Origin of the sequence: Alteribacter salitolerans (assembly GCF_016901055.1) — a bacterium.
Lineage (GTDB): Bacteria > Bacillota > Bacilli > Bacillales > Salisediminibacteriaceae > Alteribacter > Alteribacter keqinensis.
On record NZ_JAFEUX010000003.1, the window covers coordinates 401403 to 423950 of the forward strand.

The window sequence follows — 22548 nt, forward strand, 5'->3', positions numbered from 1 at the left end:
AATGAAGCTGATTATTAACGGAGACCAGGTGGAAATGCCAGATTCCATTACGACCGTATCAGAGCTGCTGCACCATTTTGAATTGGATCAGAAGGTCGTCATTGTGGAGAAAAATAAGGATATTTTAACAAAAGAGCTTCATGAAGCAGAGCGCGTACAGGACGGAGATCACTTCGAGCTAGTCCATTTTGTAGGAGGCGGTTAATATGTTGAAGATTGGTTCAAATACGTTTCATTCTCGTTTATTGCTTGGAACAGGAAAGTACCCGGATTTTGATGTTCAGAAGAAGGCGGTGGATGTTTCGGAATCCGAGATCTTAACCTTTTCAGTAAGAAGAATGAACATTTTTAAGGCGGGTCAGCCTGATTTTCTCGAAAAGCTTGATCTGGAAAAATACAGTCTTCTTCCTAATACTGCAGGGGCAAAAACGGCGGAAGAAGCTGTCAGAACGGCGAAGCTTGCAAAGGCTTCCGGACTCTGTGACATGATTAAAGTGGAAGTTATCGGATGCTGGAAGACACTTCTACCGGATCCAGTGGAAACGTTGAAAGCAACGGAAGAACTTTTAAAAGAAGGCTTTACTGTTCTGCCTTATACGTCTGATGATGTGGTACTGGCAAGAAAACTGGAAGAGCTCGGGGCACATGCGATCATGCCCGGAGCGTCGCCTATCGGTTCCGGCCAGGGAATCATCAATGAATTAAATCTGGACTTTATTATCGAGCAGGCGAATGTTCCTGTTATCGTGGACGCCGGTATAGGATCTCCGGCAGATGCAGCGAAAGCGATGGAACTGGGAGCAGACGGGGTGCTCCTCAATACAGCAGTGTCTGCAGCGAAGGATCCTGTGAAAATGGCCGAGGCGATGAAGCTTGCAATCGAAGCGGGGCGTCTTGGTTTTGAAGCAGGCCGAATGGAAAAGAAGCGTTATGCCACAGCGAGCAGTCCTATGGAAGGAATGAGTGTCAAGTAATGGACCGATACTCACGTCAGACCCTGTTCAAACCGATTGGAGTAAGCGGGCAAAAGAGCATCCGCGAAAAACATGTGCTGGTGATCGGTGCGGGAGCTTTGGGGACAGGAAACGCAGAAGCCCTGGTGAGGGCCGGTGCAGGAAAGCTTACTGTGATTGACAGAGACTATGTGGAATGGAGTAATCTCCAGCGTCAGCAGCTTTATTGTGAAAAGGACGCACAGGAAAAGCTTCCGAAAGCTGTGGCTGCCAAGCAACGGCTGGCATTGATTAATTCGGAAGTAGAGATTGCCGCATATGTGTCGGATGTAACGAATGAGAGCCTGGAAGCTTTGGTGAAAAAAGAACCATTTGATCTGATGATTGATGCCACCGACAACTTTGATATCCGGCTAATCATGAATGATGTCTCCCAAAAATATCTGCTGCCCTGGATCTACGGGGCATGCGTGGGCAGCTATGGGATTTCCTTGACGATTTTACCGGGGAAAACCCCCTGCCTGCATTGTCTGCTGAAAACGGCCCCCCTTGGGGGAGGAGCCACCTGCGATACAGTGGGAATCATTGCTCCCGCTGTGGGAATGGTTGTGTCCCATCAAGTGGCGGAAGCATTGAAAATTCTGTCGGGTAACGAGCAGGAATGCAACCAAAAGCTTGTTTCGTTCGACGTGTGGAAAAATCAGTATATGGCGGTGAGGGTAGAAAAGCTGAAGGACCATGATTGTCCGAGCTGCGGTCAATCCCGGACGTATCCTCATCTTTCTTTTGATAACCAGACAAAAACAGCCGTTCTCTGCGGCAGGGACACTGTGCAGATCCGGCCGTCTGTTCGTTTGGAGGAGGGGAGAAGGCTGGATGCTCTTAAAGAATCCCTTACTTCCCAGGGGATAGAAGTGGAAGAAAACCCGTATCTATTGTCCTTTAAAGTGGAGGAGTATCGCTTGGTGGCTTTTCAGGATGGAAGAGTACTGGTGCACGGGACGAAAGAGATCGGAAGAGCCAAAACCTTGTATCATCGGTATTTTGGATAGGAGCGGGGACAGTTTTTAGCTTCCTTTGGGGAGTGGAAGAGCTGTCCCTTTTTGGCTTTTGCCAGGGAATGGGTGACGTAAAGTGGTTCTTCTTGTCGTACGGTGTCTTGTTAATTAAACGTTTATTTAATGTGGGAATCTTCGACATACGGGCAAGGCAGGGGCGGTTGTTAGATGGCTGCTTTTCAAGAAAAACAGAGCAGTACCCGTTAATTTTGACTGGCAGGAGGTCGGCGGGGGAGGAATTGGGAATAAATTGGATGTCGATCTGGTTATCTTAACATAAATCAGTCATAAATTTATATTCACCGGGCAAATCTTAATATAAAACCAGCATATCTTTACACAAATCCGCATTACAGCCTCTCACCAGGAAATCCGAAAACCCAAAAGCATTCACTCCCAAAAAAACAGAGCATCGGGTCTTTTCCCGAAGCTCTGTTCATTTATTTTATCCCTTCACCAAAGCTTCCTGTCCATAGAAAGAAGCTTTAAAAAGATCCTTCATTTGCTCTACCGAAGTTTCACGCGGGTTGGTGCCTGTACATGGATCTTCCATGGCATTTTTGGCCATGGTGTCCAGGTGGGCGTTGAAGTCTTCTTCTGTTACACAACGGCAATTGCCATAGTGATAATCGGAAACGTCTCTGACGAGGTGACAAAGGGGAAGAAAGTCCGTTCGGTCAGAGAAATGCGGCTTGCTTATGATCACCGCTAAACCGACGCCGAATATCACCATGGTCCCCTAGCCCTGTGACAATCACTTGCAACGCAGCGGACAGATGAACGGTTAACAAAACGTCTTTTAACTCCCGGAACTTCGATCGGTAAAGGCTGCACAAAGGGTATATTGGAGAGCCTGGCACCCGATCCCATGGTTGTAACAAATTTCTTTCTCCTAAATCGTAAGTTCATATCCTGAAAAACAGGATTCTTCTCTTCTGAACGGGAGTGGGGAGACTTTTATGTGCCCTCGTTAAAGGCCGGGTGTGAACGAGACGGACTTGCATGTTCCAGTTCCTTTCTTATTGCTGTTCCTCAGGCCATGTCTCTTTTTGATAGGACATCTCCCAGAACATGTATTCAAACCGCGTTGTCGTTAAAAAGATCTCTTCAAGGTGGCTTAGTTCATGCTCGGGCTTCCCTTCTGTCAGTTCATTCAGCAGATTAATAGTCCAGTTTGTCAATTCCTGAAATTCTTCGCTTGCGTACATCTTGATCCATTCTCCGTACTGATGGTCCCTTGCTCCCGGAGTCTCATCCAGCGCTTTTCCGATTTCGGCATAACTCCACATGCAAGGGAGCAGACTTGCCACAAGCTCTGCTAATCCGCCGTTATTTCCAACATGAAGCATGTAGTGCGTGTAGGCCAGTGTGGTCGGAGCCGGCTTTGCCGATTCGAGCTCTTCTTCTGAAATGCCAAATTCTCTGGCATACTGTCGGTGGAGCTCCATTTCTGTATTTAAGGTCGAGTGAAGAAGTTCAGCAAATTCCCCCATTGTTTTAACGTCTTTCGCTTTCATCGCTCCCATTGCAAAAAGCCTGGCATAGTCAATCAAGTACAAATAATCCTGGACCATGAAAAAACGAAATTTCTCCTGATCCAATGTTCCATCCCCAATCCCCCGGACAAAGGGATGATCATGATTGGCTCTCCAGATTGGTTTCACATTTTCATATAATCGCTGACTAAAGGTCATATCTCTCATCCTCCCTTTTTGTATGACACCATTCATGGATAAACGTGACCATAACTTTTGTAAATTCGATGAGCTCCTGAACAGACACAGATTCATTTGTGTGGTGAGCGTTTTGTAAATCCCCGGGTCCGTAAATCAGCGTAGGTATACCGGCATCTCCAAGCCAGCCTCCGTCAGTAACTGTCGGAGACATACTGACCGTGGGATTTTCCTTAAAAATAGAGGAGTGGGCCCGCTTTAAGGAATGGACTTCCTTTCCATCTGGATCTATGTCCAGTGAGGGAAAGATTTCTCCCTTATCTTCAATCATGGACTTGCCTCCCCACTCGAAAACCGGTGGATGATCCCTTAACCACGGATCTCCTTGCGCAACGTTTAACAGATGGTTTTCCACCTCTTTGGCGATATCCTCGTGATTTTCATCCGGATAAAAATGAACGGTAATCCAAAGCCTGCACTCATCTGCAACAAACGCAGCATGCCTTCCTCCTTCAATAACCGCAGGGTTTATCGTATTCATTCCTGCTGGAAAGCCTGGATAAGACTTCGTAATGGCCCAATGCTGTTCCAGTTCTTTCAGACCTTGAATCATTTTCACCATTTTTTCGATGGCACTCGCTGCATGAAGGCCGCCTCCTGCATGAACCATGTTTCTCCGAACAGCATCATGATAGGTTTTGGGACTTTTCACTGTGACCCATCCTGTGATGACGCCTCCTTGCCCCTGGATATTCAGCTCACTCGTATCCACGACAACGGCAGCATCAGCGGTGTAGCCTTTTTCACAGCATTCCAGCGTACCCGCTTCACCAACCTCTTCCCCAATCACCGATTGAAAGATCAAATCACCGGGCAGCTCAACCCCGCTCTCCCGCAACAACTTTATGGCAAACAAAGCGCCCGCCAGTCCCCCTTTCATATCCGCTGTCCCGCGGCCATACAACCTTCCGTCTTTCACATAAGGGGTAAAGGGATCTTTTTCCCAGCCTTCTTCATTTGGTTCAGCCTCTGCAACATCCATATGGCCGTTCACGATCAGGCTCCTGTAATCAGCAGACTGTTTCCCTTTCAGCGTTCCCACTACGTTGGGGTCATTCGGAAACACCTCCCATTGATCAATGTCAAATCCGAGGTCCCGTAATTGCCCAGCGAAAAATTCCTGTGCCTCCCTGGTATTCCGGGCAGGCGGACTGGGCGTCGGGAAACGAACCAGTTGCTTCACCAACTCTACTAATTCATCCTGTCTCGCATCAATTTGTTCGATTAACTGACTTACCTGGTCCCGCACATCGATTCTCCTTTCCATGTCTGGCACTGCAATTTAACAGACCCTTCCCTTTAGTGAAGGGAAATGATCTTAAAAAAACGAATGATAACTACAGAAAAAGCAAATTCAACTGAAATGTTTCCTGAACAACAAAAAAAACCACTCCAGCTGGAGCGGCAGTGTATGTCAAACAAGAAATCATTGGCGGCACGGTACAAAATACACCACGCCCAATGATGATAATGCTGACGCCACTTCCCTCCGCTGGTATTACCCAGTTCAGGTGACAGGGTTAAGACAAACGTCTCTCTCAGCAAAAAAGCACCCCTAGTGGTCTTTCATTAGGTTGTTTATACATACAAGATAACATACTCAAGGTGCCCGTCACCACCCGAATGGTGTCAACTGTGGAGGGCCATTCTACATTCAGCGAGAGAGCAGGTCAAACTGGGCATGCTCTCTCGGCGTGAAAGACCTATGGTTTCGACAAAAACCGGGTGGTGACAGGCACCACAGATAAATATGTTAAACTAATGAGAAATATGTTTTTGGAGGTACATACATGAAAATTTTCATCACTTTGCTTTTGCTTATCGCAATTATTATGACAGTTACAGGCGTTGTTAAGAAAAATCGAAAAATGACAGTAACTTCTGCAGTTATATCTGTCAGTCTCCTCGTACTCTATATGCTTTTATTTCAATTATAGAATGATTTGATACATGATCTTTTGTACAGGTGTAATCGGGGGCCGGGGGCTTTAATCTGGAAACGTTCCTATGATAGAGGTATCTGACCTATTAGAAGTTACCTGGTATGCGAAAGCACTTCAATTTTTGTTAATCAAGCATTGCATGGCGGCCGATTTATTGTGGAAATGGCCGTTCAGCTCTCTGATGAGAACGGATTTTTATGGGTTTCACTGATAGAGTAAGTGTGGCTTTGATGATGGAGGAATTGGAAGTAAACTGGATGTGGATCTGGTTATCTTAACATAAAACCGTCATAAATTAATATTCAGCAGGCAAATTTTAATACAAAACCGGCATAACTTTACACAAAACTTGATTATGAAGCAAAGCGGTGGCGGTTATGTTCTTCATTAAGGAAGGGCAGAACCTTCTCAGGGTCGCCAAGTTAATACTCGCAAAAAAAGAGAAACAGCCAACCAGGCCGTTTCTCCTTTTTCATTAATCTAACTTCGCGTAACAACTTATCAGTTAAACAAACTCACAAGCCAGCCTAACAGGATACCGACAACGCCAAAGTCTGAATCTCCGAATGTTGTTCCTTCAAAGCCGAGGGAACCGAGTACCGGTAAAAGCAGGGCTGGGAGGAAGCTGATGAGGATACCGTTTGTGACGGCTCCAAGCATTGCGCCTCTTCTTCCGCCCATGGCGTTTCCGAACACGCCGGCGGCTGCTCCTGTGAAGAAGTGAGGGACGAGCCCCGGTACGATCAACGCTAGGCCGAACATCGGCAGGAAGAACATGCTTCCAAGACCCGCGAGAAAGCTGAATAAAAATCCGATGATAACAGCATTTGGTGCGAATGGGAATACGATCGGTGCGTCCAATGCTGGCTTTGCATTAGGCACGAGCTTATCGGCAATTCCTTTAAACGCAGGAACGATTTCAGCAAGCAGCATACGTACCCCGGCAAGAACCACATAGACACCTGCGGCGAACGTAATCGCCTGCATAAGAGAGAAGACAATGAAGTTCATTCCTTCACTCAGCTCGGTTTCAATGAAGGTTGCTCCTGCAAAGAGGGCGACAACGATAAACAGAATCGCCATTGTAAGAGAGACAGCAACGGAAGTGTCCCGTAAAAATCCAAGTGATTTAGGCACTTTAATATCTTCTGTGGTCTTTTCTTTATTACCAAAGTACTTACCAATCGTTCCTGAAACGAAGTAACCAACAGATCCGAAGTGACCGAGTGCAATGTCGTCGTTTCCTGTAATTTGTCTCATGTACGGCTGTAATAGAGCCGGGAAGAGAGCCATCACAGATCCTAAGATAAGTGAACCGGTAACAACGAGTGGAACTCCGGCCATGCCGCCTGTACTTAGGATAACGGCGATTAAACACGCCATGAATAAAGTATGATGTCCGGTCAGGAAAATGTACTTAAGAGGCGTCAGTCTGGCAATGACAATATTGGCAACCATACCGAACAACATGATCATGGCTGTTTCTGTGCCAAATGCCTGCTGAGCTACCGCTACAACGGCTTCGTTGTTCGGAATAACCCCGCGGATGCTGAATGCACGCTCGAACATTTGTGAGAAGAAGTCCAGGGAGGAGATAAGAACACCGGCCCCCACCCCGAGGATCACAAACCCCATGATCGTCTTTAACGTCCCGGATACCGTATCAGCAGCTCCTTTTTTCTGTAAAAGAAGGCCCATTAGAGCAAACAGACCAACGAGAATTGCCGGTGTACCCAGGATGTCATTCATAATCAGTTCTGCCATGAATTATCCCTCCTGTAGATGTTTTTGCAACGCTTCCTTCAGTTCTTGCTGATCCATCAAGTTAGTGAGGGGGATGATTTTTCTGTTGCCATCATCCAGGTTCATAATGATATCCCGTGAACCGATGTAGTAATCAGCCAGCTCCGTTTTTGATGTGGCTAAGTCTGTATGAGAGACCTCAGCATCAATTCCCAGTTCAGTTAATACCTTCTTTACGTTCATCTCCACCATAAAGCTGCTTCCAAGTCCATTTCCGCATACAACTAATAATTTCATTTTAAATTCCTCCTACTTTTGTTTTGGGTTACTCGCTGTATTGATCAATGATTTGTTCGATCTCACTAATGTCTTTGGCTGCTCGTAATTTTTGAATATTCTCTTCCTCAGACAGCATCGTTGATAATTGTGACAGCGCCTTAAGGTGGGATTCATTATCCACCGCTGCCAGTACAAAAAATAAGGATGCCTGGTGACGCTCTTGATCTGAGAACCAGACAGGTTCGTTTAATTTCAAAACGCTCATCCCGAGTTTCTCCACCCCGTCTTCAGGTCTTGCATGGGGGATCGCTACTTGAGGAGCGATAATGACATAAGGTCCTAATTCTTCAACTTTACTAATCATCGCAGATACATAGTCCGGAGTGATAGATTGATTATCGACTAAGGGCTGTGATGCGATTTGAATCCCTTCCTGCCAATTCTCCACTTTATCCAGAATCTGAACCGCGTTTGACTGAATAATTTCATTTAGCATAGGTTTATAAGGCTCCTTTATCTGAAGTGGTTTATTTGAAAGAATCTCCTCAATCTCCGTCAGTAATTGTGCCTGGTTGTGGACGGTTGCGTGTTTTTCCACGGCGCGCAGGATGTCTTTCACTTTCGAATGTGATGGATTGACTTCCTTGTAGTTAAGAAGCCGGTTCACATTCATTAAAATTCGTTCTTTTTCCGTTTCTGTTAAAACGGCATTCACGTGAAAGGTTGGTACACTTCTGTTCTTTAGGGGCACAGTCGTAAAGATCAGATCAGGTTTGATCGTTGCTTCTTCCACGGATGTGACCACTTCAAAGTCGATGGTAGAAAACAAGGTTTCAAGCTGGGTCCGCAGAATTTGAGAAGTGCCGATTCCGCTTGAACAGACAACCAATGCTTGTTTCCTCTCGGCCGCTGTCTGGCCTTCTTTTCTCATCCAGCCGCCAAAGTGAATCGTAATGTAGGCGATTTCATCTTCGGGGATAGCTTCACCTATAAAGCGTTCCAAATGATGAACCACTTTATGCGTAAGCTGATAGATATCGCCGTACTTTTCCTTAACAGACTGTGTTAACGGGTTTCTTGCAGGTAACTTGTATTTTAACCGGTAGTAGGCGGGATAAATGTGAATCAGCAGATTGTTCTGCACATCCTGGTAATTTCGAAACTGCATACACGCATAGCGCTGAAAGTCCAGAACCATGGCGCGGACAACATCCTCAAGTCCTTTAACCTCTGCGTCATCTTTATCAGAATTGACCCGTTGGCTGAGAAGGAGAATCGTAAAAAAATCTGTTTCTCCGGCAGGGACAGTCACTTCATAGGTTTGGCTGATGGAATCAGTCAGATGCTTTGCGCGCTCGTACACAGAGCTGCTTCTAAGCCCGTTCGTTTCATGTACATCTATAAAATGATGATGGAGGATGCGCTTAAGGGAATACGTCATATACCAGTTCAGCGGGTTGAAACTGCCTGTACTTCCTTGAGATCCGAATACTTTTTCCATCTGGCTGCGGAGGTGGTTCATGTTCTGCGGGATCTGGGAATCATTTTTTTCCCACAGCCCCATCATCGCTTTCAGCACCTCCGGATCCAGCTCTTCATGGACGGTGTTCATAAACAGCCTGCGGATGTCAAACTCTTTTCCCTCAAAGGTGTAGCCTTTGGAATGAGAATAGGATAAATCCAGCTCATACTCTCCGGCTTGTTTACGAAGGCGTTTGACATCGTTTAAGCAGGTATTTCTGCTTGCACCGGTGGTCTCAATCATGTGTTGCAGATAAATGCTGCTGCTTTTTGTAAGCAGGAGAAAGGTTGTAATTGCCCTTCGCTCATCGGAGGAGAAGAAGTAATCATACTGCTGATTTACCGTGAAGTATGTGGGCAGCTTTTCTTTCGTTTCCTCAGTCAGAAAAATACCAACCGACTTGACTCTCTGAACTTTCTCGAGCTTCTTGTCTGCCAGCCAGTCATCCACCTTGTTTAGGTTGTAATAGACCGTCCGGCGGGACACATGCAGATGTTCACTAAGTTCAACGGCTGAAACAGGTTCATTTTTAAGTGCGAGAACATCCAATAATTGAGCGCTCTTTTGATCCAATATCATCATTCACCCACCACCTTTTCCATTAATGCCGGCCAGCTGAAAATCAGGAAACTGTTGAATGACTTACTTTCATAATAAAAGAATTTCACAAGATTAGAAGTCCGAATGATGAACAGACGTGTGTGCAAAATTGGACTGTTGTTGTGTGTCATAGATTAAGCCTTCCTTGGTTTAGATACTGTCAGTGTTGTCGCCTGTGGCAGAATTTAGACCTTTAGGAAGGCTGTGGCCGCTGTCTCTTTTAGTTTGTAATTGAACGAAAGTACAAATGGTGCAATTTGGTTTTGTTGTATTAGGTAGTCACTCTCTTAAATGTAAGGTTGGTTTTAGTAGTTGGTGCGGTGGAGTAAGATGGATGTGGATCTGGTCGGGATTTTATCCGTCTATTTTGTTGATTTATCGATCGATTCTGTTGATTTATCCGTCGATTTTATGGATATATAGGTCATTCTGCAAAATTCGACACCTTCCGATTTAACAAAGCCAGCCCCATTACCTGCCAACAGGTGCGATGCTCATGACAGAGAGGATGAAATAAATTAAACCGCAAAGATTTTTAAAGAATTTTCATAAACTGTTGAAAAGGCTTACAAAATACACTACAATCTAATTATTGAAACGTTTCACTTTTTACTTATCTTATGTCACAAGAAATCATTAATAAATCTCGCGGAATTTTGGAGAAACGTTTCAATTTTGTATCTGATACCAGCTGACCGTACATACTTCCGCATGGGAAAGAGTCGTATTTATAGTCTTTCAATTTTGAGGAGGTGATCGCTGAAGCTGCTGGCGTCATGGAAGCAGGATTTGGATCTGTAACTTTCTGTCATGTAAATCAAATCTCCATATGAAAGGGCGATTAAGATTATGAAAAAGTTATTCAGCATCATGTTAACTGCCGTTCTGGTTTTTGCATTATTACCATCCACACAGCATGCCCAGCCAACACATCCTCCCGGGCATGACATTGCACTGGAGAAGCAGCTGAATGCGATTGCGAAGAAGACCTTCGAGTATTTTGAGGATTATACGGATGAAGAAACGGGTTTGACATATGATATTGTCCGCCTGGATGAAGACGAAGAAGGAAAGCACACATCACCAACGAACATCGGACTTTATATGCTGAGCGTGATTTCAGCTGAAGAAATGGGTTTCATTGAGAAAGAGGAAGCGGTTGAGAAAATCAGCAAAACGATAAACAGTCTGCAGGACATGGAAACGTGGAACGGCCTGTATTATAACTGGTATTATACGGACGATGCGAGCCTTATGACAGACTGGGGACAGTTTATCTCCCAGGTGGATAACGGCTGGCTTACGGCAGGGTTGATCGTCGTGGCTGAGGCCTACGAAGAGCTTGAGGAAGACGCACTGGCTCTTGCAGAGGATATGGATTATTCCTCTCTTTACGATTTTGATGAGAACCTGTTCCGCGGCGGATACGATGCGGAAACAGACAGCCTGACTGATCATCACTACGGGGCATTCTATACGGAACCGAGAATCACAAGCTATCTTGCAATCGGGAAAGGCGACGTTCCTTCTGAGCACTGGTGGCATATGCACCGTACATTCCCTCCTGAATGGGACTGGCAGAGTCAGACCCCACAAGGGTATGAAGTGGAGTATGACGGCGTAACCTTTTTCCAGGGACATTATGAGCACAATGATATCAAGTACGTGCCGAGCTGGGGCGGAAGCATGTTTGAAGCCTTAATGCCAGGACTGCTTGTAAAAGAAAAAGAGCTCGGAACAGAAGGTCTTGGTCTGAATAATGAACGTCATGTGGAACTGCAGATCGACCATGCAAAAGAAGAAGGCTATCCTGTATGGGGCTTCTCCCCGGCAGCGGTTCCTGGTGATTATCAGGAGTTCGGCGTACCTGCAGGCGGTATGGAAGGCTATCCGGAAGACGGTACCGTTACACCACACGCGTCCTTCCTGGCACTTGAATATGCACCGATGGACGTCTTTGAAAACATTAAAGAGCTACGCGATATGGGAGTTTACGGCCCATACGGTTTTTATGACACCGTCAATGTCCATACTGGAGAGGTGACAGAGGCGTATCTTGCACTAGATCAGGGTATGATCATGCTTTCCATCGCCAACTATCTCCATGACGGACTGATCAAAAACTATTTCCACCAGAACGAAATCGGGTCCAACCCGGAACACCTGCTTGAAAGAGAAGAATTTTCAATTAACGAATAGAACAGATCATAATTAGGAGGGACTGGCCGGGAGCCATCATCCCCGGCCCCTCTTCATAAAGAAATAGCAATTCTACTTGTTTTATCTGAGTATATTTGTTCAATAAATACTAAATATAATAGCGAAAGGCGACGACTCCAGTGTCGAGCGTTGACATCACGAATAAACGTTGAGGTCCGAGCCGAAAGACCCCGCAGGGCGAATTTCCAGAAGCGGCTGAGGTGATGACCGCGGAAAGCGTCCGCCTGTAGCGAAATCCAGGTTCAATATTAAAAGTGTTTATACCGAAGATACTCCTTTTTCAGCCATTATTTTTTTAACAATAAATTGAAACGTTTCACTTAAATTAGGAGGGTTCAGGATGAAATTTAAAAAGAGTTTAGCGATGTTTGCCGGTGTTCTTGCAGTAGCCGGCTGCGGTAATGACGGCGATTCAAACGGAGATCAGGCGAACGGTGGTGACGGTGACAAGGTCACACTTGACGTATGGGCCATGGGTGAGGAAGGAAACGCCCTCGGATCATTCGTGGAAGCCTTTGAAAATGAGCACGACAATATTGAAGTAAACGTTCAGGCGATTCCATGGGATAATGCCCACGATAACCTGCTGACGGCAGTTGCTTCCGGTAACGGTCCTGACGTTCTGCAGCTTGGAACCACGTGGGTGGCTGAGTTTGCAGGCGCCGGGGCATTCCTTGATCTGTCAGAATACGCAGATGAGTACGACGTGATCAGCAATGATGATTTCTTTGAAGGGGCCCTTGATACAACGGTTTACGATGACGGCGTTTACGGTGTGCCGTGGTATGTAGATACCCGCGTGCTGTTCTACCGCACAGACATTCTTGCAGAGCACGGCTTCAGCGAGCCGCCTCAGGACTGGGATGAAATGCTGGAAGTATCCCGTGAGCTTGCCGACCGTGGTGACGGCATGTACGGCTATGATATCGATCAGAATGACCAGCTTGTTCCGCCAATCTTCGCATGGCAGAACGGATGGGAATTTAACGAAGAAGAAGCAGAGGAGAACTTTGCCGATCCGGCATTCCGAGAAGCAATGGCCTACTATCACACATTCTTCGATGAAGAACTGGTCCAGGTAACAGAAGGTGTGCCGATTGAGCAGGGCTTTGAAGAAGGAAGCAAGCCGATGTTCTCAAGCGGACCATGGATGGTCAACATCCTTCGTGACAGTGCACCTGACATTGACGGAGACTGGGATGTTACCATGCTACCAGGCAGTGAGCGTAACGCTTCTGCGATCGGCGGTTCCCACTTGAGCGTATTTGCTGAAACAGAGCATGTAGAAGAATCTCTGGAGTTTATCACGTATATGTCCCAGCCTGAAACGCAGGTCGAATGGTTCAAGGAGACAAACGCACTGCCTGCCCGCCAGTCTGCCTGGGATGACGAGGAGCTTCAGGAAGATGAAAAGCTTGCCGTCTTTGGCGACCAGCTGGAAGAAGCCGTAGCTCCTCCGGTACTGAGCCAGTGGGAAAACGTGGCCCAGGATCTCTTGTCCTCCCTTGAGCGCATCAACCGCGGTGGCGCCGACCTAGACGAAGAGCTGGACGATTTCCAGCAAAATTCCGCGAGACGCCTTAACTAAACAGATTGAAATGAATTAACGTCATCACTTAGAGATCTTTTGTAACAGAAAAATGTAGCACAACCACTATTTAAAAAAGCTTATTAACGGGCTTTGTTTTATGGTGTATTAAAGGTCATTGTTGTATAAAGACGTTGATTGGAGCGAATGTGCGACACTCCTGCGGGAAAAGCGAGTTCCGGGGAGACCCCGAAGGCGCAACGCGCCGAGGAGGCTCCCGAACCGCCCGCGGAAAGGGAGCACAATGAGCGCAAATCAACATCTATCTCACAAATAAATTTCAGAGAGAAAGGTTCCCAAAAAGCCTCTTCTCTCTTCTTTTAACGATCATTTGTACGAGGAGGAAAGGTATGTGAATCATAAAAACGCCCTCACACCATGGCTGTTTATCGGGCCTGCCGTACTGCTGCTGATTGCATTTTCACTGCTTCCGATTCTGGTAAGCCTTCTGATCAGCTTTACGGATATGAACCTGATTGGTCTAAGAAACTGGGACGTAATCAGCTTCGTTGGCTTTGAGAATTTCATTGCCCTGTTCCAGGATTCCCTGTTTCACAGGTCGATTGTTAACACACTCGTGTATGTCAGTATTGGTGTTCCATTAGTCATTGTCTGCTCTCTCAGTGTTGCACTTCTTCTAAATTATATGACGAATAAGCTATTCACATTTTTCAGGGTGCTCTTTTATGTGCCTTCCATCACAAATATCGTCGCGATTGCGGTTGTCTGGGGCTTTCTTTACAACATGGACGTGGGACTGTTTAACTTTATCCTGAACAGCCTCGGCTTAGGAAAGGTTCCGTGGCTTGAACACCCATTCATCGCAAAAATCTCGCTGATCATCCTGGCAGTCTGGAAAGGGATCGGGATTAACATGCTGATTTATCTTGCCGCTCTCCAGTCAATTCCGAGGTCATACTATGAAGCGGCGGATATGGACGGGGCGAATAAATTCCAGAAGCTACGTTACATTACGATTCCTTCGTTAAGCTATGCGACCTTTTTCGTAACCGTAACAACGCTTATCGGCTGGCTTCAGTTCTTCGAGGAACCGTTTGTCATGACAGGCGGGGGACCTCTTGACGGCACGATGTCAATGGCCCTGTTTATTTACGAAAGTGGTTTCCAGTATAACGACTTCGGTTACGCAGCGGCGGCGTCCTTAATCCTGTTCGTCTTTATTATTGTCGCTACGTTAATCCAGTTTACGTTTAATAAATCGAAAGAGAATTGAGGTGAACCCTGTTGAAAAACAGATTTGAAAAGTTTTTCGTCACATCCGTTTTAGTAGTTGGTGGATTTCTTGTTTCGATCCCGTTTATATGGATGATTCTGAGTTCATTTAAATCGGAAAGGGAAGCGCGCACGATGCCGCCCACATTCTGGCCGCAGGAGTTCACCTTTGAGCACTACATCAATCTCTTTCAGAATCTGAACTTCGGCACGTACTTCATGAACACCATGATCATCGTCCTTTTTGCCATGCTCGGCTTACTGTTTAACACAATGGCGGGCTACGGATTTGCGAAGTTCAAATTCAAAGGAAGAGAAGTGGTATTTCTCTGTGTTCTCGCAACGATGATGATTCCGGCACAGGTTTCCATGATTCCGGTTTATCTGCTATTAAACCAGATGGGACTTACCAATACGATGGCAGGGATTATCCTGCCCGGGCTGATTGCCGCCTTTAACATCTTTTTGATCCGTCAGTTTATGACGACGATCCCGAATGATTTAATCGAATCTGCCCGTATTGACGGGGCAAAGGAATTCCGGATTTTCTTTCAGATTATCATTCCATTATCTAAGCCGATTATTGCGGTACAGGCGATTCTTACGTTTGTCGGTGCCTGGAACAGCTTTCTCTGGCCGCTCATTGTGGCAAATGATCAAGCACTGTATACCCTTTCCGTTGGTCTCGCACTGCTTCAGGGCCAGCATTCAAGCAGTTTTGCCCTGCAGATGGCAGGTGCGACAGTGATGGTCCTTCCTGTGCTGTTCCTGTTCCTGTTCGTACAGCGGTATATTGTTGAAGGCTTTAATACGACTGGGATTAAGTAAGTGGTTTGAATATGAGTTAATAAAGAATTGGAGCGAAAGGCGGCAACTCCTGCGGGAATAGCAACAGCTGAAGACCCACAGGCGCAGCCGAGGAAAGCGAACAGACGGCGTGAAGCGGAGCTTATGTTCAGAGTAATTTTAGAGCTGCATTTTCAGGAGGACAGACGTTATGAATGAATCGAAATTACACGACCTGATAGAGAATATGACCCTTGAAGAGAAAGCGGCCCAGATGTCGCAGGTGGTTTCTTCCTTTATTCACCAAGGAAGCAGCGACGAGAAAATAACCGGACCGTTCGCAGGAATGGAAGTGGCCAATGAAGATATGACCGGAAGCGGATCCGTTCTCGGGGCAACAGGAGCAGACAATCTCCGCACGATTCAGAAGGCATACCTGGAGCGAAGCCGCCTGGGAATCCCCCTTCTGTTTATGGCGGATGTGATTCACGGCTATAAAACCGTGTTTCCTGTTCCTCTAGCCCTCGGGTGCACGTGGGACCCGCAGGCTGTGGAGGAAAGCGCCGCAATCGCCGCTAAAGAATCCGCAGCTGCGGGACTTCATGTTACGTTTTCACCGATGGTTGATCTTGTACGGGATCCGCGCTGGGGCCGGGTGATGGAGTCGACAGGTGAGGATCCGTATTTAAATGGCGTGCTGGCCCGTGCCCTCGTACGCGGTTATCAGGGAGACGATCTAAAGAACGATCAGTCTAAGCTTGCAGCCTGTGTGAAACACTTTGCCGCATACGGGGCTCCGGAAGGCGGAAGGGACTATAACACAGTGGACATGTCCCGGCGCCAGCTGATGGAGTACTACCTGCCGGCCTATGAAGCTGCCCTGGATGAAGGGGCTGAATTGGTGATGACGGCTTTTAACACGGTGGAAGGCATACCGGCTACAAGTAACAAGTGGCTTATGAGAGACCTGCTCCGAAAGGAAATGGGCTTTGACGGCGTCCTCATATCGGATTGGGGTGCCGTTCAGGAAGCGATTCCCCACGGAGTGGCAGCCGATAACCGTGAAGCGGCGCTTAAAGCCGTGACGGCGGGGTTGGATATCGAAATGATGACCCCCTGTTATGTGCAGCATTTAAAAACACTTGTGGAGGAAAACGTCATCTCGGAGGCCCTGCTCGATGAAGCGGTTCTCCGGATTCTGAAGCTGAAAAATAAGCTCGGTCTGTTTGAAAATCCGTACCGCGGAGCAGACACGGAACTGGAAGAAACAGTGATGCTCTCGGAGGCGCACCGCAAAGCGGCCCGGGAAACAGCGGCTAAATCCTGTGTCCTTCTGAAAAATGAAGGCGTTCTGCCGTTAAGGAAGAGCCAGAACGTCGCGCTGATCGGCCCGTTTATCAAAAGCACGGATCTCATGGGTCCGTGGTCCATTTTCGGAGCAGAGGAGGATGTCGTTTCTGTCAGGACGGGGATAAGCGAAAAGCTTGACATAGAGCCGTCAGTTGAAAAGGGCTGTGACATCGAAGCAGTCTCCCCTGAACAGCTCGAGGCAGCCGTTGAAGCAGCAAAGCAGGCCGAGGTGGTTGTTTTGGCACTAGGTGAGCATTCCGAGATGAGCGGCGAGGCAGGGAGCAGAACCAACATAAAACTGCCTGACGCCCAGCTGCAGCTGGTGGCGGAACTCAAGAAGCTCGGTAAACCCCTTGTGACCGTTCTCTTCAACGGACGTCCCCTCGATCTGCACGGCGTGGTTGATGAATCGAACGCTGTTCTTGAGGCTTGGTATCCGGGCACAGAAGCAGGGCATGCCGTGGCTGATCTCCTGTTCGGTGACACGAACCCTTCCGGAAAACTGACCATGTCCTTTCCCCACAACGTTGGGCAGGTGCCGGTTTACTACAATTCGTTTAATACAGGACGGCCGAAGGATCAGATCGCTCCCGAGGACCGGTTTGCCTCCAAGTATCTGGACGCACCGAACGGTCCGTTATTTCCATTCGGTTTCGGCCTGAGCTACACCACTTTTACCTACTCAAGCCTTGCCCTTTCCTCGGAAGACATGGAGGAAAACGGAACGATCCGTGTTTCTGTGGATGTACAGAACACGGGAGAAATTGCCGGTGAGGAAACCGTCCAGATGTACGTCCGCGACCTTGTGGGGGAAGTGGTCCGCCCTGTTAAAGAGCTGAAGGGCTTTAGTAAAATTCATCTGGAGCCTGGTGAAACAAAGCAGGTGGTGTTCGAGGTGGATGAAGAAAGCCTGAAGTACCACCATAGTGATTTGACCTATACGTGCGATGCGGGGGAGTTTATCGTCAGTGTCGGTCCCGACAGCAGGAATACAGAGGAACGTCGTTTTTCCTACAGTCCCGCCGGGAGATCCGGACAGGAGTAGGAGAACACCGCAACAGAGCATACGGCGAGGAGAGATTCTTTGATGAAAATAGAAACAAGACCAATCTATGATCACGAGATTACATCCGGTGATTTGACATATACGTTTTTACCGACAGGGGATCTTTATGAGATCCGCTCGGGGCAGGCTATGATCAACCAATGGAACGGTAATACGATTGACGGCTCTCTGAATAACCTGTATCTGCGGGTTCATTCCGGGGGAGGGATTCAGTGGAGCCCGATGCTCGGCGTGAAATCCCCGTCGAGTGTTTCTTTCGGGGACGAAGCGGTGGAGTGGAAGGGAAGCTTTGAAAATGTATCGTACGTCGTCACTTTTTCACCTGACCCGACAGGCACCTGGTTCTGGAAGGTGGACCTGGAAGGGGACGGAGCAGAAGTGGATGTCGTTTACGGACAGGATCTCGGGCTCGGTGCACAGGCCATGGTCCGGACCAATGAAGCGTACGCCTCCCAGTATATCGACCATAAGCCGTTCGACACGGAAGATAAGGGCTTTGTGATCGCCAGCAGGCAGAATCAGCCGCAGCCAGGCGGAAATCCGTATGTGCAGCAGGGCTGCCTTACGGGTGCGGACGGCTATGTAACGGACGGCTTTCAGTTTTTCGGCCTGTCCTATAAAGAAACAGACGAGCCTGAGCTGTTAAAGAGCGAGGCGTTTCCAAATGAAAACTACCAGTATGAATTTGCCTACACCGGACTGAAAGCCGTCCGGGAACCGCTAAACGGAAGCCGCACCACAGTCTTTTACGGGCTGTTTAAAGACAACCACCCGGAACCTGTGAAGAAGCTGGAATATCAGGATCAGCTGCAGGCTGCCTGGGAGCGTGTGGAGAACAAAACGTACGGGTTAACTGAGGGTGAGACAGGCCCGGTACAGACACGGACCGGGGAAAGCCTCCAAACGTTTCCTCTGACGTCAGATGAGGTAGACGCTCTTTTTCCGGAAAGACGGTTTGAGGAGAAAGTGGGAGACGAACTTGCGGCCTTTTTCACGCCGACCCACGAGCATGTTGTTTTTCCTGATAAAGAACTTCAAGTTGAGCGCTCCCACGGGCACATTCTGATGACAGCTGATCACGGCGATACGGATCAGGAACTAATCACTACAACGGCCTACATGACCGGAATCTTCAACGCCCAGATTGCTGTAGGGAATACGTCACTCAATAAACTGATGACCAACCCACGCAACGCCTTGAATATACCGAAAACGTCCGGCCAGCGCATTTACATTGAAAAAGACGGCAGATACTGCCTGCTCACGATGCCGTCCCTGTTTGAGATGGGCTTTAACTACGCCCGCTGGTACTACAAAACAGAGGACGATCTGATTGTCGTCACCAACTATACTTCCGTCCGTGATGCGGAAGTAACGCTGCACATTGAATCGCAGCAGCAAAAGCCGTACCGGTTCCTCGTGACGAACCAGCTGTCGATGGCCCCGAACGAATACGAAGTACCTTTTTATATTGAGGAAAAAGACGGGGCTTACGTTGTGGCGGCTGATGAAAATGCCCCAAGCCGGGAGGTTCACCCGGAACTGAGCTACAGGTTCTCGTTCAGTGTGCCGTCTGAAATGACGGACGAAAAGGCGTTAGTGGACGGCTTGGATCACGGAACAGCGTCCTTAATCGCCTTTGAACTGGAAGAAGCAGCCGAGTGGCGTCTGACGATTGCCGGCAGCTTATCCGGGGAATTTGACTTTAGCGCTGATAAGGTGTTTCAGCAGGAGAAGGAAAGCTACCGCCAGTACGTTAAGGAGCTGATGAACGGGTTCAAGCTCGAGCATCACGGCGGAATGGCTGAAGACGTGGAAAAGCTCAATACGCTCGCCTGGTGGTATACCCATAACATGCTTGTCCATTACGCGGTGCCGCATGGGCTGGAGCAGTATACGGCAGCGGCATGGGGCACAAGGGATGTGTGCCAGGGACCTGCGGAATATTTCCTCGCCATGCAGAAATACGACCGGGTAAAAGACATTATCAAAACGGTTTACGCCCACCAGTATGAGGATACAGGCAACTGGCCGCAGTGGTTTATGTTCGATGAGTATACGAAAGTCCAGCAGGAGGAAAGCCACGGGGACATTATCGTCTGGCCGCTGAAACTGCTGGCTGATTATCTGAAGATAACCGGTGATACGGCGATACTGCAAGAGGAACTGCCTTACACTGACAGAAGCAGCAAGACGTTTACCGAGCATCAGCCTTCTTTACTTGCGCACGTGAACAAACAGATTGACTATATTAAGGCGAACTTCCTTCACGATACGTTCCTGTCTTCCTACGGTGACGGAGACTGGGATGACACACTGCAGCCGGCGAACCAGGAACTCAAGCAGTATATGGTGAGCAGCTGGACCGTGGCGTTAACATACCAGTCGTTAACGCGCCTCGGTGAAATGCTCGAGGAAGCGGCTCCGGAAGAAGCTTCCGAAGTGAAGCGCCTGTCTGAAGGGGTTAAACGGGATTATCAGAAGTTCCTCCGTGACGATAAAGTGATCTCAGGATTTTTATATTTTGCGGACAAGGGAAACCCTGAAAAAATGGTTCATCCTTCCGACAGCAAAACCGGAATCGAATACCGGCTTCTGCCTATGACCCGCAGCATGATCAGTGAGCTGTTTGATGAAGAGGAAATGAAAGAGCATTACGAGCTGATCAGAGAACATCTTTATTTTCCTGACGGTGTGCGGCTCATGAACAAGCCTGCCCGCTATGCCGGCGGTGTGAGCAAGCACTTCAAACGTGCCGAGCAGGCGGCGAACTTCGGCAGGGAGATCGGCCTGCAGTATGTGCACGCCCACATCCGGTTTATCGAAGCGATGGCGAAAATCGGCAAAGGTAAAGTGGCGTGGGAAGCGCTGAAGGTGATTAACCCGGTGGGAATCGGTGATGCGGTGCCGAATGCCGAAATGCGTCAGAGCAATGCCTACTTCAGCAGCTCCGACGGGAAGTTCAACACCCGCTACGAAGCGGCTGAGAAATTTGACCAGCTAAAGAGCGGCCAGGTGAAAGTGAAAGGCGGCTGGCGCATCTATTCCAGCGGACCGGGAATCTATCTGAATCAGCTGGTGTCGAATGTACTCGGTGTCCGGGAAGAAGGGGACATGGTTATTTTCGATCCGGTACTGGATGCAGGGCTGGACGGTCTCACGTTTGAGTTTGCAGCCGGGGGACGGCCGGTTACGATTCGGTACCGTCTTTCAGGCGAGGAAAACGCGAGCGGCGGCAGAGTGACCGTCAACGGGGAAGAGGTACCATCCGGTGTGCTCTCCAACCGGTACCGAAACAGCGGGGTAAAAATCAGTAAAACCCACATCCATTCGGATGAAAAAAATGAAATAGACGTTTTTGTGTAGTAAATTAGTTGTAAGGTGCCGGCTTGCCTCAGGTGAAGCCGGCCGGCAGCTACATAGAGAAAGGGGGGGAATCCATGCCTACAATTAAAGATGTTGCGAAACGGGCGGGAGTGGCAGTGTCAACGGCTTCCTACGCATTGAGCGGAAATAAGAAAATAAAGGGTTCAACGAGAGAGAAAGTCCTGGCAGCAGCAAAAGAGCTGAATTACAGAAAAAACGGCCTGGCTATGGATTTAAAAAAGAATAAAACGAAAACGATCGCATTGATTTTAAGCGACCTTACAGGTCCTTTCTATTCCGAACTGATCAGAGGCGTCCAGGAGCTCGTGCTGGAAAAAGGGTATGACCTGATCGTCTGCAGCTCCTACGGGGACGAAAGCTCAACGGCTGTTAAATTTCTGCGGGAAACCCGGACAGATGGGGTCATCCTGCTTGCGCACAATATCGAAAACAGTTTCATCCAGGGGTCGGCACGTGAAGGATTCCCCATCATAGTGCTGGACCGGTACGTCACCGGTGACCCTAATATTATCAGCATTAATGTAAACAACGTGAACGGCGGGTACAAGGCCACGGATTATCTGATCCGGAACGGGAAAAAATCGGTGGCGTTTATCAGCGGTCCGTCGAATTCTGCAGACAGCAACGATCGTTATAAAGGGTACTTAAACGCGTTAAAGGACCATGGGCAGACGCCTTTGTCAAAGTGGATTTTGAACGGAAACTTTACACAGGAGGGCGGCTATCAGGCGACGAAAATGCTGATTCATCAGGGTGAAATGCCCGAATCGATCTTCTTTGCCAACGATGAAATGGCCATCGGCGGGCTGGAAGCCTTGAAAGAGAGTGAGATCAGGGTGCCTGGTGATATCTCCATTATCGGGTTTGACGACATCCAGCTTGCCCCATACCTTTCACCGCCATTAACCACGATGCGCCAGCCCAAATACGAAATCGGCAAGCTCGCCTCCCACGTCATCTTTCAGGTGCTGGAAAGGGTTCAGGTGAAGGAAAGCTACTCGTTTGATACCGAGCTGATCGAGAGGTCGTCGTGTTAGGTTTGATCGGTGCCTGTCACCACCCGAACTTTGTCGAAATCGTAGTCTTT

Annotated in this window: 16 protein-coding genes and 1 riboswitch; of the genes, 10 read left to right on the forward strand and 6 right to left on the reverse strand. The window is 48.1% G+C overall.

All coding sequences use genetic code 11. The features are described 5' to 3' along the window. The first annotated feature begins 1 nt into the window (after window position 1). From thiS to JSY36_RS08105, 3 genes are read left to right on the forward strand one after another with little or no spacing between them, the layout of a single operon-like run. Window positions 2-205 carry a sulfur carrier protein ThiS gene (gene thiS / locus JSY36_RS08095; RefSeq protein WP_122899359.1) on the forward strand — a complete coding sequence of 68 codons (204 nt, stop codon included), beginning with the start codon at window positions 2-4 and terminating at the stop codon, window positions 203-205. A gap of 1 nt (window position 206) precedes the next feature. Continuing rightward, window positions 207-974 carry a thiazole synthase gene (locus JSY36_RS08100; protein WP_205165971.1) on the forward strand — a complete coding sequence of 256 codons (768 nt, stop codon included), beginning with the start codon at window positions 207-209 and terminating at the stop codon, window positions 972-974. Next, window positions 974-2005, forward strand: a complete 1032-nt coding sequence (locus JSY36_RS08105; RefSeq protein ID WP_205165972.1) for a thiazole biosynthesis adenylyltransferase ThiF — start codon at window positions 974-976, stop codon at window positions 2003-2005. The genes JSY36_RS08100 and JSY36_RS08105 overlap by 1 nt, the downstream gene beginning before the upstream one ends. A gap of 451 nt (window positions 2006-2456) precedes the next feature. On the opposite strand, the gene JSY36_RS20445 is transcribed toward JSY36_RS08105, so the two are convergent. From JSY36_RS20445 to JSY36_RS08135, 6 genes are all read right to left on the reverse strand, one after another. Further along, window positions 2457-2744 carry a hypothetical protein gene (locus JSY36_RS20445; protein WP_236784658.1) on the reverse strand — a complete coding sequence of 96 codons (288 nt, stop codon included), beginning with the start codon at window positions 2742-2744 and terminating at the stop codon, window positions 2457-2459. Between the two features lie 286 nt (window positions 2745-3030). Continuing rightward, window positions 3031-3705: a thiaminase II gene (gene tenA, locus JSY36_RS08115; protein ID WP_205165973.1), complete on the reverse strand. Its 675-nt coding sequence runs from the start codon at window positions 3703-3705 to the stop codon at window positions 3031-3033. Then, on the reverse strand, window positions 3695-4993 hold the full coding sequence (locus JSY36_RS08120; RefSeq protein ID WP_205166080.1) for an acetylornithine deacetylase: 1299 nt from the start codon (window positions 4991-4993) through the stop codon (window positions 3695-3697). Before JSY36_RS08120 ends, tenA begins: the two co-directional genes overlap by 11 nt. 218 nt (window positions 4994-5211) lie before the next feature. Then, window positions 5212-5311, reverse strand: a riboswitch (TPP riboswitch). 877 nt (window positions 5312-6188) lie between these two features. Next, the gene (locus JSY36_RS08125; RefSeq protein WP_205165974.1) at window positions 6189-7451 is read right to left on the reverse strand and encodes a PTS ascorbate transporter subunit IIC; all 1263 of its coding nucleotides are present in this window, start codon (window positions 7449-7451) and stop codon (window positions 6189-6191) included. A 3-nt stretch (window positions 7452-7454) separates the two neighbouring features. Then, on the reverse strand, window positions 7455-7727 hold the full coding sequence (locus tag JSY36_RS08130; RefSeq protein ID WP_205165975.1) for a PTS sugar transporter subunit IIB: 273 nt from the start codon (window positions 7725-7727) through the stop codon (window positions 7455-7457). 28 nt (window positions 7728-7755) lie between these two features. Then, a complete protein-coding gene (locus JSY36_RS08135) occupies window positions 7756-9813 on the reverse strand; it encodes a BglG family transcription antiterminator (RefSeq protein ID WP_205165976.1) in 2058 nt (685 codons plus the stop codon). Between the two features lie 867 nt (window positions 9814-10680). On the opposite strand from JSY36_RS08135, the gene JSY36_RS08140 reads away from it, so the two are divergent. The 7 genes from JSY36_RS08140 (at window position 10681) to JSY36_RS08170 (ending at window position 22498) form a co-directional block, all read left to right on the forward strand. Then, a complete protein-coding gene (locus JSY36_RS08140; protein ID WP_205165977.1) occupies window positions 10681-12030 on the forward strand; it encodes a glucoamylase family protein in 1350 nt (449 codons plus the stop codon). A 361-nt stretch (window positions 12031-12391) separates the two neighbouring features. After that, entirely contained in the window at window positions 12392-13639 is a 1248-nt protein-coding gene (locus JSY36_RS08145; RefSeq protein WP_205165978.1) for a sugar ABC transporter substrate-binding protein, read from the forward strand. Between the two features lie 352 nt (window positions 13640-13991). After that, on the forward strand, window positions 13992-14873 hold the full coding sequence (locus JSY36_RS08150) for a carbohydrate ABC transporter permease (protein ID WP_122899332.1): 882 nt from the start codon (window positions 13992-13994) through the stop codon (window positions 14871-14873). Between the two features lie 11 nt (window positions 14874-14884). Beyond that, window positions 14885-15700 carry a carbohydrate ABC transporter permease gene (locus JSY36_RS08155; RefSeq protein ID WP_236784661.1) on the forward strand — a complete coding sequence of 272 codons (816 nt, stop codon included), beginning with the start codon at window positions 14885-14887 and terminating at the stop codon, window positions 15698-15700. A gap of 169 nt (window positions 15701-15869) precedes the next feature. Further along, window positions 15870-18053 (forward strand): glycoside hydrolase family 3 N-terminal domain-containing protein, encoded by a 2184-nt coding sequence (locus JSY36_RS08160; RefSeq protein WP_205165979.1) that lies wholly within the window; start codon window positions 15870-15872, stop codon window positions 18051-18053. A gap of 42 nt (window positions 18054-18095) precedes the next feature. Further along, window positions 18096-21440, forward strand: a complete 3345-nt coding sequence (locus JSY36_RS08165) for a GH36-type glycosyl hydrolase domain-containing protein (protein ID WP_205165980.1) — start codon at window positions 18096-18098, stop codon at window positions 21438-21440. Window positions 21441-21514: 74 nt separating this feature from the next. Continuing rightward, window positions 21515-22498: a LacI family DNA-binding transcriptional regulator gene (locus JSY36_RS08170; protein ID WP_205165981.1), complete on the forward strand. Its 984-nt coding sequence runs from the start codon at window positions 21515-21517 to the stop codon at window positions 22496-22498. The last annotated feature ends 50 nt before the right edge of the window (window positions 22499-22548 follow it).